The sequence below is a fragment of the Streptococcus oralis SK610 genome (genome assembly GCF_000257455.1).
GTDB classification, from domain to species: domain Bacteria; phylum Bacillota; class Bacilli; order Lactobacillales; family Streptococcaceae; genus Streptococcus; species Streptococcus oralis_CB.
This window is the reverse complement of the sequence record NZ_AJKQ01000020.1, coordinates 89,222-106,672: the sequence shown is the minus strand read 5'-3', so window position 1 is coordinate 106,672 and position 17,451 is coordinate 89,222. Positions and strand designations below refer to the sequence as shown.

13 protein-coding genes are annotated in these 17,451 nt (G+C 39.5%); 12 read left to right on the top strand and 1 reads right to left on the bottom strand.

Annotation, left to right across the window (positions count from 1 at the left end; all coding sequences use genetic code 11):
* The first annotated feature begins 176 nt into the window (after positions 1–176).
* From HMPREF1115_RS08530 to HMPREF1115_RS08470, 12 genes are all read left to right on the top strand, one after another.
* The gene (locus HMPREF1115_RS08530; protein WP_000095445.1) at positions 177–4,568 is read left to right on the top strand and encodes a PolC-type DNA polymerase III; all 4,392 of its coding nucleotides are present in this window, start codon (positions 177–179) and stop codon (positions 4,566–4,568) included.
* Positions 4,569–4,860: 292 nt separating this feature from the next.
* Entirely contained in the window at positions 4,861–6,126 is a 1,266-nt protein-coding gene (locus HMPREF1115_RS08525) for an ABC-three component system protein (RefSeq protein WP_000896674.1), read from the top strand.
* A gap of 4 nt (positions 6,127–6,130) precedes the next feature.
* On the top strand, positions 6,131–6,829 hold the full coding sequence (locus tag HMPREF1115_RS08520) for an ABC-three component system middle component 1 (RefSeq protein ID WP_232610111.1): 699 nt from the start codon (positions 6,131–6,133) through the stop codon (positions 6,827–6,829).
* A gap of 4 nt (positions 6,830–6,833) precedes the next feature.
* Positions 6,834–9,485, top strand: coding sequence for an AAA family ATPase (locus HMPREF1115_RS08515; protein ID WP_000694262.1), 2,652 nt, complete (start codon positions 6,834–6,836; stop codon positions 9,483–9,485).
* Between the two features lie 148 nt (positions 9,486–9,633).
* Complete coding sequence (locus HMPREF1115_RS08510; RefSeq protein WP_000047857.1) at positions 9,634–9,897, top strand: type II toxin-antitoxin system RelB/DinJ family antitoxin; 264 nt, start codon at positions 9,634–9,636, stop codon at positions 9,895–9,897.
* Positions 9,890–10,168, top strand: a complete 279-nt coding sequence (locus tag HMPREF1115_RS08505) for a type II toxin-antitoxin system RelE/ParE family toxin (RefSeq protein WP_000913061.1) — start codon at positions 9,890–9,892, stop codon at positions 10,166–10,168. The genes HMPREF1115_RS08510 and HMPREF1115_RS08505 overlap by 8 nt, the downstream gene beginning before the upstream one ends.
* 20 nt (positions 10,169–10,188) lie before the next feature.
* Entirely contained in the window at positions 10,189–10,341 is a 153-nt protein-coding gene (locus tag HMPREF1115_RS08500) for a hypothetical protein (protein ID WP_000776617.1), read from the top strand.
* Positions 10,342–10,356: 15 nt separating this feature from the next.
* A complete protein-coding gene (locus HMPREF1115_RS08495) occupies positions 10,357–11,598 on the top strand; it encodes an aminopeptidase (protein WP_000243942.1) in 1,242 nt (413 codons plus the stop codon).
* 9 nt (positions 11,599–11,607) lie between these two features.
* Entirely contained in the window at positions 11,608–11,838 is a 231-nt protein-coding gene (locus HMPREF1115_RS08490) for a GlsB/YeaQ/YmgE family stress response membrane protein (RefSeq protein ID WP_000901578.1), read from the top strand.
* A gap of 73 nt (positions 11,839–11,911) precedes the next feature.
* Positions 11,912–12,634, top strand: a complete 723-nt coding sequence (locus tag HMPREF1115_RS08485; RefSeq protein WP_002882465.1) for a pseudouridine synthase — start codon at positions 11,912–11,914, stop codon at positions 12,632–12,634.
* A gap of 111 nt (positions 12,635–12,745) precedes the next feature.
* Positions 12,746–14,080 (top strand): aminopeptidase C, encoded by a 1,335-nt coding sequence (gene pepC, locus HMPREF1115_RS08475; RefSeq protein ID WP_000991662.1) that lies wholly within the window; start codon positions 12,746–12,748, stop codon positions 14,078–14,080.
* Positions 14,081–14,246: 166 nt separating this feature from the next.
* Positions 14,247–16,475: an HAD-IC family P-type ATPase gene (locus HMPREF1115_RS08470; protein ID WP_000876391.1), complete on the top strand. Its 2,229-nt coding sequence runs from the start codon at positions 14,247–14,249 to the stop codon at positions 16,473–16,475.
* A gap of 61 nt (positions 16,476–16,536) precedes the next feature.
* On the opposite strand, the gene HMPREF1115_RS08465 is transcribed toward HMPREF1115_RS08470, so the two are convergent.
* Positions 16,537–17,448: a PTS system mannose/fructose/sorbose family transporter subunit IID gene (locus HMPREF1115_RS08465; RefSeq protein ID WP_000818314.1), complete on the bottom strand. Its 912-nt coding sequence runs from the start codon at positions 17,446–17,448 to the stop codon at positions 16,537–16,539.
* Positions 17,449–17,451: the final 3 nt, after the last annotated feature.

The following is a 17,451-nucleotide window of genomic DNA, read 5'->3' as shown; positions in this document are numbered from 1 at the left end:
GATTACGAGGATACTTAAGGGTATCTTTTTTTTTATTTACTAAGGAGATTCTGAGAGTCTTCTTTTTTTGTTTACGGAACAAATTTGTGTAAACTAGCAGTGCTTAAGGAATGGTACTAGTCATATATTTTCTTTAATTATGGTAAAATAGTAAGAGAATAATGTGAGGAAAATGAATGTCAAGTAAGTTTGAAATTTTAATGAATCAACTAGGAATCTCTGAACAATTGAGACGGGATCCTGCTCTTGTTGATGCCAGAATTGAGCGTGTTGTGGTTCATAAAATTAGTAAGATTTGGGAATTTCATTTTGTATTTTCTAATATTTTACCGATTGAAATCTTTTTGGAGTTAAAGAAAGGGCTTAGTGAAGAATTTTCTAAGACAGGAAACCGAGCTGTTTTCGAAATCAAGGCTCTTTCTCAAGAATTTTCTAATGAACTCTTGCAGACCTACTATAGAGAGTCTTTTTCTGAAGGTCCATGTGCAAGTCAAGGGTTTAAATCTCTTTACCAGAATTTAAACGTTCGTGCGGAGGGAAATCAACTCATTATTGAAGGTTCAGAGGCGATTGATAAGGAGCACTTTAAGAAGAATCATCTTCCTAATCTAGCAAAGCAACTCGAAAAGTTTGGTTTCCCAGCTTTTGTATGCCAAATAGAAAAGAATGATGCTCTTACACAAGAGCAGGAGGAAGCCTTCCATACGGAGAATGAACAGATTGTTCAAGCTGCCAATGAGGAAGCGCTCCGGGCTATGGAGCAACTGGAACAAATGGCTCCTCCACCAGTAGAAGAGAAACCTGCCTTTGATTTTCAGGCTAAAAAGGCTGCGGCCAAGCCTAAACTAGATAAGGCTGAAGTTACCCAGATGATTGATGTGACGACTGAGGAAAATCGTTTGGTCTTTGAAGGGGTCGTTTTTGATGTCGAGCATAAAGTGACCAGAACAGGGCGTGTCTTGATTAACTTTAAGATGACGGACTATAGTTCAAGTTTTTCAATGCAAAAATGGGTTAAGAATGAAGAAGAGGCTCAGAAGTTTGACATCATTAAGAAAAATTCTTGGCTCAGAGTTCGTGGGAATGTGGAGATGAATAACTTCACACGTGATTTGACTATGAACGTGCAGGATGTGCAGGAAGTTGTTCACTATGAGCGGAAGGATTTGATGCCAGAAGGTGAGCGTCGGGTTGAGTTTCATGCTCATACTAATATGTCGACTATGGATGCTTTGCCAGAGGTTGAAGAAATCGTTGCGACAGCTGCTAAGTGGGGACACAAGGCGGTTGCCATCACGGACCATGGGAATGTCCAGTCCTTCCCACATGGCTATAAGGCAGCTAAGAAAGCTGGAATTCAGCTGATCTATGGAATGGAAGCCAATATTGTGGAGGACCGTGTTCCGATTGTCTACAATGTGATTGAGATGGATCTATCAGAAGCAACCTACGTGGTCTTTGACGTGGAAACGACGGGGCTTTCAGCCATCTATAATGACTTGATTCAGGTTGCGGCTTCTAAGATGTACAAGGGCAATGTCATTGCCGAATTTGATGAATTTATCAATCCTGGGCATCCCTTATCCGCTTTTACTACTGAGTTGACTGGTATTACAGATGACCATGTTAAAAATGCTAAACCACTGGAACAAGTTTTGCAAGAATTCCAAGAATTCTGCAAGGATACGGTCCTAGTCGCTCACAATGCGACCTTTGACGTTGGCTTTATGAATGCCAACTATGAGCGTCATGGTTTGCCTAAGATTAGCCAGCCAGTCATCGATACGCTAGAGTTTGCTAGAAACCTCTATCCTGAGTATAAACGTCATGGTTTGGGGCCTTTGACTAAGCGTTTTGGTGTAGCTCTAGAACACCATCACATGGCCAACTACGATGCGGAAGCTACTGGTCGTCTGCTCTTCATCTTTATCAAAGAGGTGGCAGAGAAACATGGTGTGACTGATTTAGCTAGACTCAACATTGATTTGATTAGTCCAGACTCTTATAAAAAAGCTCGGATCAAGCATGTGACTATCTATGTCAAGAATCAAGTTGGTTTAAAAAATATTTTTAAGCTGGTTTCTTTGTCCAATACCAAGTACTTTGAAGGGGTGCCACGGATTCCGAGAACAGTTCTAGATGCCCATCGGGAGGGCTTGATTTTGGGGTCGGCTTGCTCGGAGGGTGAAGTTTTTGACGCAGTCGTTTCCCAAGGTGTGGACGCGGCGGTTGAAGTGGCCAAGTATTATGACTTTATCGAGGTCATGCCACCAGCTATCTATGCTCCCTTGATTGCCAAGGAGCAGGTCAAGGATATGGAGGAACTCCAGACTATTATCAAGAGTTTGATAGAGGTTGGGGACCGTCTTGACAAGCCTGTTCTAGCTACGGGGAATGTCCACTATATTGAACCGGAAGAAGAGATTTACCGTGAAATTATTGTCCGTAGTTTGGGTCAGGGGGCTATGATTAACCGAACCATCGGTCATGGTGAACATGCCCAACCAGCACCGCTACCGAAGGCTCATTTTAGAACGACCAATGAAATGTTGGATGAATTTGCTTTCTTGGGAGAAGATTTAGCACGCAAATTAGTCATTGAAAACACCAATGCCTTGGCAGATATCTTTGAACCTGTTGAGGTTGTTAAGGGTGACTTGTACACACCTTTCATTGACAAGGCGGAAGAAACGGTCGCCGAGCTGACCTACAAAAAAGCTTTTGAGATTTATGGAAATCCGCTGCCAGATATCGTTGATTTGCGGATTGAAAAAGAATTAACTTCCATTCTGGGGAATGGATTTGCCGTGATTTATCTGGCATCGCAGATGCTGGTGCAACGTTCCAATGAACGGGGCTACTTGGTTGGTTCTCGTGGGTCTGTCGGGTCCAGTTTTGTTGCGACCATGATTGGGATCACGGAGGTTAACCCTCTCTCTCCTCATTATATTTGTAGCCAGTGTCAGTATAGTGAATTTATCACGGATGGTTCTTATGGTTCAGGATTTGATATGCCCAATAAGGATTGTCCAAACTGTGGTCACAAACTCAGCAAAAATGGGCAGGATATTCCGTTCGAGACCTTCCTTGGTTTTGATGGAGACAAGGTTCCCGATATTGACTTGAACTTCTCGGGAGAAGACCAGCCTAGCGCCCACTTGGATGTGCGTGATATCTTTGGTGAAGAGTATGCCTTCCGTGCAGGAACGGTTGGTACGGTGGCTGCCAAGACCGCTTATGGATTTGTCAAGGGCTATGAGCGGGACTATGGGAAGTTTTATCGTGATGCAGAGGTAGAACGCCTCGCTCAGGGTGCGGCTGGTGTCAAGCGGACAACAGGACAACACCCGGGGGGAATCGTTGTTATTCCGAACTACATGGACGTTTACGATTTTACGCCTGTCCAGTATCCAGCAGATGATGTGACGGCTGAATGGCAGACCACTCACTTTAACTTCCACGATATCGATGAGAATGTCCTCAAACTCGATGTACTGGGACATGATGATCCAACCATGATTCGGAAACTTCAGGATTTGTCTGGTATTGACCCTAATGAAATCCCTATGGATGATGAAGGTGTGATGGCCCTTTTTTCAGGAACTGAAGTACTTGGGGTGACACCTGAGCAAATCGGAACGCCTACGGGTATGCTGGGAATTCCAGAGTTTGGAACTAACTTCGTTCGTGGCATGGTCGATGAAACTCATCCAACAACCTTTGCGGAGTTACTTCAGCTCTCAGGTCTGTCCCACGGTACCGATGTCTGGTTGGGAAATGCTCAGGATTTGATTAAGCAAGGGATTGCGGATCTATCAACCGTTATCGGCTGTCGGGACGACATCATGGTTTACCTCATGCACGCGGGCCTCGAACCCAAGATGGCCTTTACCATCATGGAACGGGTGCGTAAAGGCTTGTGGCTCAAGATTTCTGAGGAGGAGCGAAATGGCTACATCGAAGCCATGAAGGCCAATAAGGTACCCGAGTGGTATATCGAATCCTGTGGGAAAATCAAGTACATGTTCCCTAAAGCCCATGCAGCAGCCTACGTTATGATGGCCCTTCGCGTAGCCTACTTCAAGGTTCACCATCCCATTTATTACTACTGTGCTTACTTCTCAATCCGTGCCAAGGCCTTTGATATCAAGACCATGGGTGCGGGCTTGGATGCCATCAAACGTAGAATGGAAGAAATCGCTGAAAAACGGAAGAATAATGAAGCCTCTAATGTGGAGATTGACCTCTATACCACTCTTGAGATTGTCAATGAAATGTGGGAACGTGGCTTTAAGTTTGGCAAGTTGGACCTCTATCGTAGTGATGCGACTGAATTCATCATTGACGGAGACACTCTTATCCCACCATTTGTCGCAATGGATGGTCTGGGAGAGAACGTTGCTAAGCAGTTGGTGCGTGCGCGTGAAGAGGGTGAGTTTCTCTCTAAGACAGAACTGCGCAAGCGTGGCGGACTCTCATCAACCTTGGTTGAAAAGATGGATGAAATGGGGATTCTCGGTAATATGCCAGAGGATAACCAGTTGAGTTTGTTTGATGAGTTGTTTTGATGGATATAGTGAAGCGCCATAGCTGTTGAAAGGTCAAGATTGCAGATTAACGAGTTTTACCGTCATTGGGCATAATCAAATTCAGAAATATATTTTCTTGAGAATGTATATTTTTTGAAGTTTTTAGAGGACGTCATTAAGTTATGACCAATCAAATAAATATTTGTAATAAAAGAAATGGACGGCTGTTTAGCAGTATAAGTTATCAAATATTATTGCTTTGCTGAGATACATGAGGTAAGGATAAAAGGTTGCTTAAAGAGATAGTGATCTAAAGGAGGTTGTAAGTAAGTTGGCTGGGGAAAAAAATAATGCAACATCCAGTTGGAGTGGATATAACCATCAGGGGCAGGTTGGTATTTTTCTTGCTTTGAAAGAATTAAATATGTTGATTCAGAACGATGAAGATTTTAGGGGTTACTCTGTCCAATTTGAAAAAGAAGATGGAGAGGATATTGATATAGTGAAAGGGATTGAAGTTATATCAAGACATCAAGTAAAGGCAAAGAAAAATAAAAAGAATCTTAACGATTATAAAGATGTACTAACTGGATTTAAGGAAGATGGAGTTGAAGAAAATTCTAGATACTTACATACAATTTGTGATGTAATTGGCTTTGAATTATCAGAAGAGGAGTTTAAAGAACTACCATATAAACCCAAATTTATTCCAAATGATAAAAATGTTAAACTATACGAGTATCCTGATGGTTGCAAGTATTGTGACTTGAGTAATGTTAGTGAGTCTAAAATAGATAGTTTTTGTAAGGAAGAAATAAAAAGCTTACTCATTGCACATAGTCCCAGCCTGAAAGATGATGATGAACATATTAAAGAAACTTTATTTGAACTGAAAAATTTACTGTGCACAAAAATAAGAGAGGCGCATGAAGCTGGAGGAAGTGCAAATCCAGTAATTTTATTTCCAGAGATTTACAATATTGTTACTTCTACTGAAAAACGCGAAAGACAATCAATTCGTAGAGCAAAAGGGTTATTTTCACTTTATTGGAATGAAAGTTTTGATAATGATGTTGATAATACAATAATAAATGAAATTCTAAATTTAGCTGATGATGACTTCAAAAATCTATTAATTGACATGCATCCTGATAATAGCATTTCGAAACTACAAGATTTGAATAATCTAGATAATTTGATTGATAGAGGTAGTATTAAATATATTTTGTATAATTTTTTTAGGTGGTATAAAAAAGAAAAATTTATATTAAATAACTTGTATTATCAAACTAATCAGGAGTCGTTTAGGTTAAGTATGATTCACCAACCAAAAGCTGCTGCTGGTGAAGTTAAAAATGACATTATGAAAAATATTGGATTTATAAGAGCTAGTTTTAATACAGATTATTTGATCAATATGAATATTGAAGGCAAAAAATTTTTTGAAGTTCAACCTATAGATGAAGAGGGAAAAGAAAAATTGAAGTCTGGATTACTGGGGAAGGAGAAGGATAATATATTTTCAATTAATTTAGAATATATAGACTATGAGAAAACTGTTCTAAAATTGAGGGAGGATCAAAATAGTGATGAATAACTTCATGAAAAAAATTTTAGAAAAGGATGACTATCAGTGTATTGACCAAGGTATTGAATTGTGGAATAATAACAATGAATTTTTTATAATTCAAGAATATGATGTAGAAGAATTGGAATCAAGTGGTGACAAAACACAAAATTTTTTTACTTGTGAAAAGACGAATCAGCTAATATCGGAATTCGAAAAAATTCAAGATAATAAAATAAAAAAGAATACGTCCTTATTTGTGTCTGTGAAAGTTAATAATATTAAAGAAGTATATGAACGTTTTAAGAATATAGCCATGAGAATCGAAGAGGATGAATACTATTTTAGGAAGTATATTATTTTTTATACTGATGAAGGTCTAGATAAACTTAATCCTGATATTCAGGATTTACTTCAGTTCGTTCAAAACAACGGCGATGATTCAGAAGAAGAAAGTTTATTTGATAAATTTGAGGGAAACATGTTTTTTGATGATTCCTACTTTATTGCTATGCAACTAATCATCAAGTTACCGTTTACTTCTCTACCTCATTCTGATAAACCATTTGCAACAATTGAGGATAAAATAAAATTACGTATGGAAAGTGAACAACAAGTCAAAAAGGAGCAACAAGTAAATCAGATTTTAGAATTGTTTAATAGTGATAATATTCGTGAACAACTTGAAAATAGCGGTATGTTTGATAATTTAAGACAGATTTTGGAAGAATAATTTTATGAAAATAAAGAAGATTTTACTTTATAATTTTAAAAATTTTAGGCAAAAAACGATTATTGATTTTAGTGATAGTATAACTTTTTTAGTTGGACCAAATGGATTTGGAAAGACAACTATTTTTGATGCAATAGAGTTAGGTTTGACGGGTAATATTTCTCGAATTACTCAAACGTTTCAAGTAACCGGGGAGAATGTTTCGTATAATAAACCTTTCTTTCAAAATGATATATCTCAGCCGGTGATTGTAAAATTATGGTTGGAAAAATCAAATGGTGAACACTTAGTTATTATTCGAGAATTAACAAACAATAGTACTACTGATGGAAGGTTGTTTGCCCCAAAGAAATCTATCGAGCAATTTAAGTTGTTTCGCCAGGAGGAAGTAACTGGTGAAAATTTCATCAGCATAGATAATAATGTTAAAGTATCTGAAATAGATCAGACTACAGTTGATAATTTTTTAGAGATTAATGGGAAATATGAAATTGCTAAGATTTTTAATCTGTTTAACTATATTCAACAAGAAGAAACGACATTTTTCTTGAAGAAATCTGAGAAAGATAGAAGTAACAATCTCTCGTTTTTGGTTAAAACTGATGAGATAGAAGATAGAATAAGTAAGATTGAAAAAGTAAATAAAGCTATCAGCGATAAATTGGGATTCCTTATTAAGCAACAAGAGAAACTTACCCAGCAAGAATTGAATAACATCCCTTATAAAAGATTGTTTATCAAACAGGTTTTTCAATTTGATAAAGAAAATCCGTTTTCTGTAGACAACCTCAGCCAGTTAGATGATTTCAAAGTCACAATTAAAAAGATTATTGGATTTAAACAGAGATTTTCTATTTCTGAATATCAACGAAAGTTGGAAAGAGATAAGCGGAAGAAAGAAATCAATACTATTGGCAGTGCTTTACGCCTCGCAATTTTATCTCCATTTGTTCAAAGACCGAATAATAAATGGCATTGGGAAAAATATACATTAGAGAACCCGAGAGTATTTGAATACGTACTTTTAGAAAATTATATTCGATCATTTGAAACTATCACCCAAGAATATAGGCGAAGACAACAATTACATCAATACTGGGCGTATCTATCTACTGATATTAATCAAATGACAGCAGAGTCTTTTCAGTGTGCTCAAGACGATATCCTCTCAAATGATTTTAAATTACTTAAAGATCAGTGGACACTTTACCAGGGATTAAGAGAAAATGCAGGACAGGTGGACAAAAATTTAAGTGTTTTACGACAACGTAGAAGTGATTTGAGTGGCAAGTTTAATGAATTAAGACATCAATATGTTGACGAAAATAAATGTCCATTCTGTAGCAATCAGTTTGATTCTTTCAATGATTTGAAACAAGCTTATGATAGTTATGAAGCTTATCTATCTGAAATTTCATCTAGAGATAGTCAGCGATTACACGAAGTTCAATTATTGCTGAATGAATTGATCCAGCAACTGAAGCAGAAAATCATTGATGAAATAAATAGCCTTTCTACGGATGTAGATAAAAATGTATTAGATAGATTACAAGAATTAAAAAATTCGTATCAAAGTTATTCTCAAAATGTCGAAGGTTTTAAAACTTTTATTCAGTCGTACACAATTATGGTACCATATGAGTTGGGAAGGTTAGAATTTAAAGACTATATCCAGCAGTATCAGTTATACTTGCAAGAATTTCAATCAAAATTAGTAGTTGATAATGATGTTTATCGGTTACTAGATATTAATAATCTGGAAAATATAAAGAGACAACTGTGTGATTTAAGAGAAGAATTTTCTGAATTGCAGTTTGAAACGTACCAATTGGAATCAAGTTCATATTCGAAGATAAATATGGCGACGATTGATAGTCGATTGCTTGAATTAAAAAATGCTATTCACTCGGCAGTTGATAATAAATATGCTATTAATGAGAATCTGATAGCAGACGCTGAGAACATATTTCCTACATATTTTCAAAGTAAAGTGGAAGTATTAGAGGATATTAGTATTGGAGATTTAGAAAATAAGAAACTTTATCTTGATGGACAGCATAAACTAGTTCAAAATCAGCAACTTCAAAATTTATCAAGTCAGATAGAAACATTGAGAACAACTGTGGAACGATTAGAAGGAATTAATACTATATATAAGGAGGAAGTAAAACAGTTCAAAATAGATATTGTTAAAAAGCTACGTATCCCATTCTTTATATACTCAGCAAAAATGTTACAAAATTATCAACAAGGTATGGGGATTTTCTTAACGCACAAGAAAACAACGAATAGTGATAATGGAAAGGTAGCAATTATTAGATTTAAATCCGACACTAATAATGATCATGATGTAATGAATCAGCTGAGTACAGGGCAGTTGGCTGTTGTGTCTCTAGCATTTACTCTCTCCTTGAATACAATGTTTAAGTTATCTGATAATCTTAACTTCTTAATGATAGATGATCCAGTTCAAGATATGGATGCTATGAATGTACTATCTTTTATTGAAATTTTACGTCATGGAATTATAGATAAGTATCAGATCATTTTATCAACTTATAGCGATTTTAATGCTTTGTTCATGGGTTATAAATTTGCAAATTCGACTTCGGAAGTAAATATTAAATATGAAAATGTTAGTGACCTGCAAGGATAATATGTAAATTTCTTATTCTTTCTCCTGTTTTCTCTGTGGATCTTTTAGACTATTATAAGAATCAATTCGAAGAAGGCTAATGTATATCTAATAGATTTACATTGTCTTTCTTTTTTGTTAAAATAATAAATAGAAAGAGGGTGAGAATATGTCAAAGACGAGCATGAGCATCCGTTTGGATAGTGAGGTTAAGGAGCAAGCCCAACAGGTGTTTAATGATCTGGGGATGGATATGACAACGGCTATCAATATTTTCCTTCGTCAGGCTATTCAATATCAGGGTTTGCCTTTTGATGTTAGGCTAGACGAGAATCGGAAGTTACTTGAGGTATTAACGGATTTAAATCAACATCGTAATATGAGCCAATCTTTTGAATCAGTCTCTGACTTGATGGAGGACTTGCGTGCTTAAGATTCGTTATCATAAACAGTTTAAAAAAGATTTTAAGTTGGCTATGAAGCGTGGTTTGAGGGCAGAATTGTTAGAAGAAGTTTTGAATTTTCTGGTTCAGGAAAAAGAACTTCCTGCCAAATATCGAGATCACCAACTGGCAGCATCCAAGCACTTTCAAGGAGTTCGTGAGTGTCATATCCAACCAGATTGGCTTTTGGTCTATAAAGTGGACAAGTCTGAATTGATTTTAAACTTGCTGAGGACAGGCAGTCATAGCGATTTATTTTAATAAATTTTAAGGAGTTCAAGATGAAACTTAGAATCTTTGCGGAAGATAAACCAGCTGAAAAGGTTTTTGACTATCAGCTAGAGCTGGCAGATGAAACAATTATTCTATCGACAGCGCTCTTGTCTGGTGCCATTGCTTTAGCAGGATTATTTTCTGCTTTGAAAGAAAAATAGAAAAGGAAAAATAAAATGGTTTTACCAAATTTTAAAGAAAATCTAGAAAAATATGCAAAATTGTTGGTTGCGAATGGAATTAATGTGCAACCTGGTCACACCTTGGCTCTCTCTATCGATGTGGAGCAACGTGAGTTGGCGCATTTGATCGTGAAGGAAGCTTATGCCCTGGGTGCGCATGAGGTTATCGTTCAGTGGACAGATGATGTGATCAACCGTGAGAAATTCCTCCACGCGCCGATGGAGCGTTTGGACAATGTTCCAGAATACAAGATTGCTGAGATGAACTACCTCTTGGAAAACAAGGCTAGCCGTCTAGGAGTTCGTTCATCTGATCCAGGTGCCTTGAACGGAGTGGATGCGGACAAGCTTTCAGCTTCTGCAAAAGCTATGGGACTTGCCATGAAGCCAATGCGTATCGCAACGCAATCCAACAAGGTTAGCTGGACTGTAGCAGCCGCTGCTGGACTCGAGTGGGCTAAGAAGGTCTTCCCAAATGCAGCAAGTGATGAAGAAGCAGTCGATCTCCTTTGGGACCAAATCTTCAAAACTTGTCGTGTCTATGAAGAAAATCCAGTTAAGGCTTGGGAAGAACATGCAGCCATTCTTAAGAGTAAGGCAGAAATGCTTAATAAAGAGCAATTTTCAGCCCTTCACTACACAGCGCCAGGAACCGATCTGACACTTGGCTTGCCGAAGAATCACGTTTGGGAATCAGCTGGCGCTATCAATGCACAGGGAGAAGGATTCTTGCCAAATATGCCGACAGAAGAAGTCTTTACGGCTCCTGACTTCCGTCGTGCAGATGGCTATGTAACCTCTACAAAACCACTTAGCTATAACGGAAATATCATCGAAGGGATTAAAGTAACCTTTAAGGATGGACAAATCGTTGACATTACTGCTGAAAAGGGTGATCAGGTCATGAAGGACCTTGTCTTTGAAAATGCGGGTGCGCGTGCCTTGGGTGAATGTGCCTTGGTACCAGATCCGAGCCCAATTTCTCAGTCAGGCATTACCTTCTTTAACACGCTTTTCGATGAGAATGCTTCAAACCACTTGGCTATCGGTGCAGCCTATGCGACCAGCGTTGTTGGTGGGGCAGAGATGAGTGAAGAAGAGCTTGAAGCTGCAGGACTGAACCGTTCAGATGTTCACGTGGACTTTATGATTGGTTCGAGTCAAATGGATATCGATGGTATCCGTGAGGATGGAACACGTGTACCACTCTTCCGCAAAGGAGACTGGGCAATTTAAGGAGAAGCTATGCTTGGAAGTATGTTTGTTGGTCTCCTAGTGGGACTCTTGGCAGGTGCTTTAACCAATCGTGGAGAAAGCATGGGATGCTTTGGGAAAATGTTTCTCGGCTGGATTGGTGCTTCTTTGGGGCACCTGCTCTTTGGGACTTGGGGTCCAAACCTAGCGGGGATAGCTATTGTTCCAGCTGTTTTAGGTGCTATGGTTGTCTTAGCTATTTTCTGGAGACGAGGAAGTTAGTTTCTTGAAAAATTAGAAAAAAGGAGGTTGGTCACTTGGGCCAGCCTACTTTTGAGTATGATATAATAGTTCTATGAGATTAGATAAATTTTTAGTTGCCTGCGCAGTAGGGAGTCGAACGGAGGTCAAAAACTTGCTCAAGGCTGGACGCGTGAAAGTAAATGGTAAAAAAGAGAAATCAGCTAAACTGCAGATTGATGAAGAAAAAGACGAAATTCGCTTTGATGGTCAAGTGCTAGAGTACGAGGAGTTTGTCTACTACATGATGAACAAGCCCCAAGGAGTTATTTCAGCGACTGAGGATCCCAAGCATAGAACAGTTCTAGACTTGCTGGATGATTTGGCTCGGAGCAAGGAAGTTTTTCCAGTAGGGCGCTTGGATATCGATACGCATGGACTCCTGCTCTTGACTAATAATGGTCAGCTGGCCCATGCGTTGCTTTCACCCAAACGTCATGTGGATAAGACTTACTTGGCGCAAGTCGAGGGCAGTATGAGCCAAGAAGATGTGGATACATTTGCCAAGGGCATTCCGCTCAAGGATTTCACCTGCCAGCCGGCCAAACTGGAGATTTTGTCAGTGGATTCATATAAGGATGAGAGCCAGGTTCGGGTGACTATTAGAGAAGGAAAATTTCATCAAGTCAAACGCATGGTAGCATACTGCGGGAAGGAAGTAGTGGACCTACAACGTTTGGCCATGGGGACTCTAGTTTTGGATGAGAATTTGAAACGAGGAGAATGGCGTCGCTTGACCAAGGAGGAGTTAGAAGTTCTCCTTGCTAGCGTTGCTTAAGTCAATTTACTTTAGTAAAAAGGTGAGGAGAATGACCTTGCCTTTTTATGTTTTCAGTTGCTTCCTTTGTGAAAAGAGTTATAATAGACAGTAGAATAAAAGGAGGAATCTATGAACGCGATTCAAGAATCATTTACAGATAAATTATTTGCTAACTATGAAGCAAATGTCAAATACCAAGCGATTGAAAATGCTGCCAGCCATAACGGAATTTTTGCAGCCCTGGAACGTCGCCAAAGCCATGTAGACAATACACCTGTTTTCTCATTGGATTTGACCAAGGACAAGGTTACTAACCAGAAAGCGTCTGGTCGTTGCTGGATGTTTGCAGCTCTCAACACCTTCCGCCACAAACTCATCTCTCAATACAAACTGGAAAACTTTGAGTTGTCACAAGCCCACACATTCTTCTGGGACAAGTACGAGAAATCCAACTGGTTTTTGGAGCAAGTGATTGCGACTGCAGACCAAGAATTGACGAGCCGTAAGGTTAGCTTCCTACTCCAAACTCCACAACAAGACGGTGGACAGTGGGATATGGTCGTGGCCCTCTTTGAGAAATACGGTGTCGTTCCTAAGTCTGTTTATCCTGAGTCTGTTTCTTCTAGCAGTAGCCGTGAGCTCAATGCCATCCTCAACAAATTGCTTCGTCAAGATGCCCAAATCTTGCGTGACTTGCTCGCTTCTGGTGCAGACCAAGTGACTGTTCAAGCTAAGAAAGAAGACCTCTTGCAAGAAATCTTTAACTTCCTTGCTATGTCACTAGGACTTCCACCGCGTAAATTTGACTTTGCTTATCGCGATAAGGATGATAACTACCAAAGTGAAAAGGGGATTACGCCACAAGAGTTTTACAAGAAATATGTCAATCTACCTCTAGAAGATTATGTTTCTGTTATCAATGCTCCGACTGCTGACAAGCCTTACGGCCAATCTTACACAGTTGAGATGTTAGGAAATGTGGTTGGTAGCCGTGCAGTTCGCTACATCAACGTTCCAATGGAGCGCTTGAAAGAATTGGCGATTGCCCAAATGCAAACAGGAGAAACTGTTTGGTTTGGTTCAGATGTCGGCCAGCTCAGCAACCGCAAAGCTGGAATTCTTGCGACTGATGTTTATGACTTTGAGTCAAGCATGGACATTCAACTCACTCAAGACAAAGCTGGACGTTTGGACTACAGCGAAAGCTTGATGACCCACGCCATGGTCTTGACAGGTGTGGACTTGGACGAAAATGGTAAGTCAACCAAGTGGAAGGTTGAAAACTCATGGGGAGACAAGGTCGGTACAGATGGTTACTTCGTCGCCTCAGACGCTTGGATGGATGAATACACTTACCAAATCGTTGTCCGTAAGGAATTGCTGACAGCAGAAGAACAAGCTGCTTATGAAGCAGAACCAATCGTACTTGCACCATGGGATCCAATGGGTGCCTTGGCAGAATAAAAGCATAGAAAAAAGAGGTTAGGGAAATCCTAGCCTCTTTTTTAAGTCCTTCTTAAAGTGATGATGGATGATGCTTGCCAAGGGAGTTCTTCTTATTTTGAGTCTTTAAGTGACAGAGAAAAAGATATGTGTTATTATAGTAGTACAAAAGGATATCGGAGTAGAAATGAAGTATTTAAGCAGTCAAGACATCAAGGATCGTCAACGAAATATCAGCGACATTAAACCTTATAAAACAACCAAGGAAATCGTCGTTTCAAATAACTTTACCTTCTTTAATGCTATGAACTTGGCTCTGGCAGTTCTGGTAGCCACAACCTTGCGATTTGAAAATATGCTCTTTTTAGGTGTGATTGCTATCAATACAGCCATTGGGATTTTCCAAGAAGTGCGTTCAAAAAATGCTTTAGAAAAGCTAAGTTTGCTAGGTAAAAGTAAGTACAAAGTCAATCGAGATGGTCAAACGATTGAGATTGATCCAGAAGACATCGTACTGGGTGAGTATCTGCATCTCAATCTGGGAGATCAGGTGCCTGTAGATGCAGAAGTGCTTGAAGGGAATATTGAAGTTGATGAGTCCTTGCTGACTGGTGAGAGTGATTCGGTCTTTAAAACAGTTGGTGACAAGCTGATGAGCGGAAGCAATGTTGTCAGCGGTACGTGTTTGGTCACGGCGACGGCGGTCGGACCCGATAGTTATATCAACAAACTTGCAAAATCCAGCAAGGAATTCAAAAAATACCCTTCTCAACTGCGCGATTATATGGATAAGATTTTAAAAATCGTCTCTATCTTGCTAGTGCCAGTTGCGATTCTGCTTTATGTCAGAGGTTTTAGTCTAGGACGGTCTTATGTTGAAATTGTCTTGGGAAGTTCAGGTGCCTTGGTCGGCATGATTCCAGAGGGTTTGATTCTCTTGGTTAGCGTCTCCCTAGCGGTAGCAGCCATGAAGTTGGCTAAAAAGAAGGTTCTAGTGCAGGAGCTATACTGTGTAGAGACCTTGGCGCGAGTAGATGTTCTTTGTTTTGATAAGACTGGAACCATCACGACGGGGAATATGAAGGTCCAAGAAATGGATGCTAATGTAGCAGAGAAACTGTCTTCTTATTTGGCTTATTTCGAAGATGAAAATGCAACTTCCCGAGCTCTGAAGACTTACTTAACCTGTGAGAAAAAGTGGGAAGTTCAAGAAGTCGGTGCCTTTTCAAGTAAAAACAAGTATTCCTTTGTCCAAGTAAAAGACAGTGGGACCTATTTCTTCGGAGCCTATGAGTTTTTAGGCTTTACCCAGCCGATGGATGCCTACTATGAAAATCTAAAACAGCAAGGTTTTCGAATCTTGACACTTGCCCATAGTAAGGACCACATTACAAGCCCATCCGAAATGGAACTATTAGGGCACGTCGTTTTGTCAGATGAGATTAAGGACAATACCAAGGAAACCTTTGACTATTTCGAATCTCAAGGTGTTGAAGTGAAGATTATCAGTGGTGATAATCATGTGGCTGTATATGGGGTGGCTCGTAAGGCAGGTTTTAAGGAAGAAGCCCGTGCGATTGATATGACCAAGGTGAGCGATGATGACTTTGAAAGAGTGGTCTTGGAACACGAAATATTTGGTCGTGTGACACCTGAACAGAAGCAAAAGATGGTATCTATTTTGCAAAATGCTGGTAAAACAGTTGCAATGAGCGGTGACGGGGTCAATGATGTTCTGGCTCTCAAGAAAGCAGATATCAGTTTTGCTATGAATGGTGCTACTAGCGCAGCCAAAAGTGTATCCAATATTGTTTTTTTGACCGATGATTTTGCGGTATTTTATGATATCTTGATGGAAGGTCGCCGTGTGATTAATAACATTCAAAAGGTAGCTTCTCTCTTTCTAACAAAGACCTTCTTCTCCATCGTGTTTGCGATTTTGAGTGTGGTATTTGGTTTGGAATTCGCCTTTATCCCCATTCAGTTTACAATCATTTCAGCCATTACGATTGGGATTCCATCCTTCTTCCTAACTTTTGAGTCCAATAAAGAAAAGGTCAGCACACATTTTATGCGAGATATTTTGACCAATGCTGCGATTGGTGGTGGCGTTCTAGTCGCTAGTGTACTCCTGACGAACTTCTTTATCACTGTCCCAGGTCAGGTCAAATTTATTTGCTTCCTACTTGCTTTAATTAATGGTCTGTGTCTAGTTGCCAAGGTTAGTCTGCCATTTAATCGATACAAACTAGTCTTGCTCGCATTTTTGAGCCTTGCAGCCCTTGTTGGCGTACTTGCCAATACATTTATCCTGCAAAGAACTTTTGTGCCTCTAGAAACCCCTCAAGTCATCTATACAGCTATCCTAGCAGTCGTGATTGGGGGCTTGCATTATTTGATTAGAAGAAAAAATTGATACACAAAAAGAATCAGGTTTAATCCTGATTCTTTTTTATCTATATTCTCGATGGCTTGGATTACATGATACCGAAGAAACGAGCTGCGATACCTACTGCAAAGAGAGCAAGGATGATTGCGATTGGTGATACTTTTTTCTTAAGCAACCACATGCAAAGGAAAGTAAGGAGAAGTCCCATCAATCCTGGAATCAATGAGTTCAACTGACCTTGAAGGGTTTGTGGTTGAATCTTATCTAGGCTCAATCCTCCAAGTGCATCAGCAAGAATTCCTTTCAATTCAGCACCAGTAACAGCACCTTCTGGGAAATTGATGTAAGCTCCTTCAGCCAATTGTTTACCTGGAAGGTTAACAGTAAAGTTGATAGATACCCAACGTTGTACAAGAACGGCAAGGATGAACATACCAAGGATAGATGCTCCTTTGGTGATGTCTTTCAAGATACCACCAGACATGTCTTTAGTGATTTCAGATCCAGCTTTGTAACCGAACTCTTGTGTATACCATAGGAAGGCCATACGGATAGCATTCCATCCAAAGAAGAAGAGAAGGGGACCAACAATGTTACCAGATGCAGCAAGTGATGCACCAAGGGCTCCAAGGATAGGACGAACTGTAAACCAGAATACTGGGTCACCGATACCAGCAAGAGGTCCCATCATACCGATTTTAACCCCTTGGATAGCCGCGTCATCGATTTCTACACCGTTAGCGCGCTCTTCTTCAAGTGCAAGAGTAACCCCCATGATAGGAGCAGCTACGTATGGGTGAGTGTTGAAGAACTCAAGGTGACGCTCAAGAGCAGCCGCTTGGTCTTCTTTTTTAGTGTACAATTTTTTGATAGCTGGGATCAATGAGTAAGCCCAACCCAAGTTTTGCATACGTTCATAGTTCCAAGAACCTTGAAGGAATTGTGAACGCCACCAAACTTTTTGACGATCTGATTTTGATAATTGAATTTTTTCAGCCATGAT

Excerpts from the sequence above, each read along its gene's own strand:
- HMPREF1115_RS08510 (WP_000047857.1), top strand. The coding sequence starts at position 9,634 with ATGTCAAAGACGAGCATGAGCATCCGTTTGGATAGTGAGGTTAAGGAG.
- HMPREF1115_RS08465 (WP_000818314.1), bottom strand. The coding sequence starts at position 17,448 with ATGGCTGAAAAAATTCAATTATCAAAATCAGATCGTCAAAAAGTTTGG.
- pepC (WP_000991662.1), top strand. The coding sequence starts at position 12,746 with ATGAACGCGATTCAAGAATCATTTACAGATAAATTATTTGCTAACTAT.
- HMPREF1115_RS08515 (WP_000694262.1), top strand. The coding sequence starts at position 6,834 with ATGAAAATAAAGAAGATTTTACTTTATAATTTTAAAAATTTTAGGCAA.
- HMPREF1115_RS08470 (WP_000876391.1), top strand. The coding sequence starts at position 14,247 with ATGAAGTATTTAAGCAGTCAAGACATCAAGGATCGTCAACGAAATATC.
- HMPREF1115_RS08485 (WP_002882465.1), top strand. The coding sequence starts at position 11,912 with ATGAGATTAGATAAATTTTTAGTTGCCTGCGCAGTAGGGAGTCGAACG.
- HMPREF1115_RS08520 (WP_232610111.1), top strand. The coding sequence starts at position 6,131 with ATGAAAAAAATTTTAGAAAAGGATGACTATCAGTGTATTGACCAAGGT.
- HMPREF1115_RS08490 (WP_000901578.1), top strand. The coding sequence starts at position 11,608 with ATGCTTGGAAGTATGTTTGTTGGTCTCCTAGTGGGACTCTTGGCAGGT.
- HMPREF1115_RS08495 (WP_000243942.1), top strand. The coding sequence starts at position 10,357 with ATGGTTTTACCAAATTTTAAAGAAAATCTAGAAAAATATGCAAAATTG.
- HMPREF1115_RS08500 (WP_000776617.1), top strand. The coding sequence starts at position 10,189 with ATGAAACTTAGAATCTTTGCGGAAGATAAACCAGCTGAAAAGGTTTTT.
- HMPREF1115_RS08530 (WP_000095445.1), top strand. The coding sequence starts at position 177 with ATGTCAAGTAAGTTTGAAATTTTAATGAATCAACTAGGAATCTCTGAA.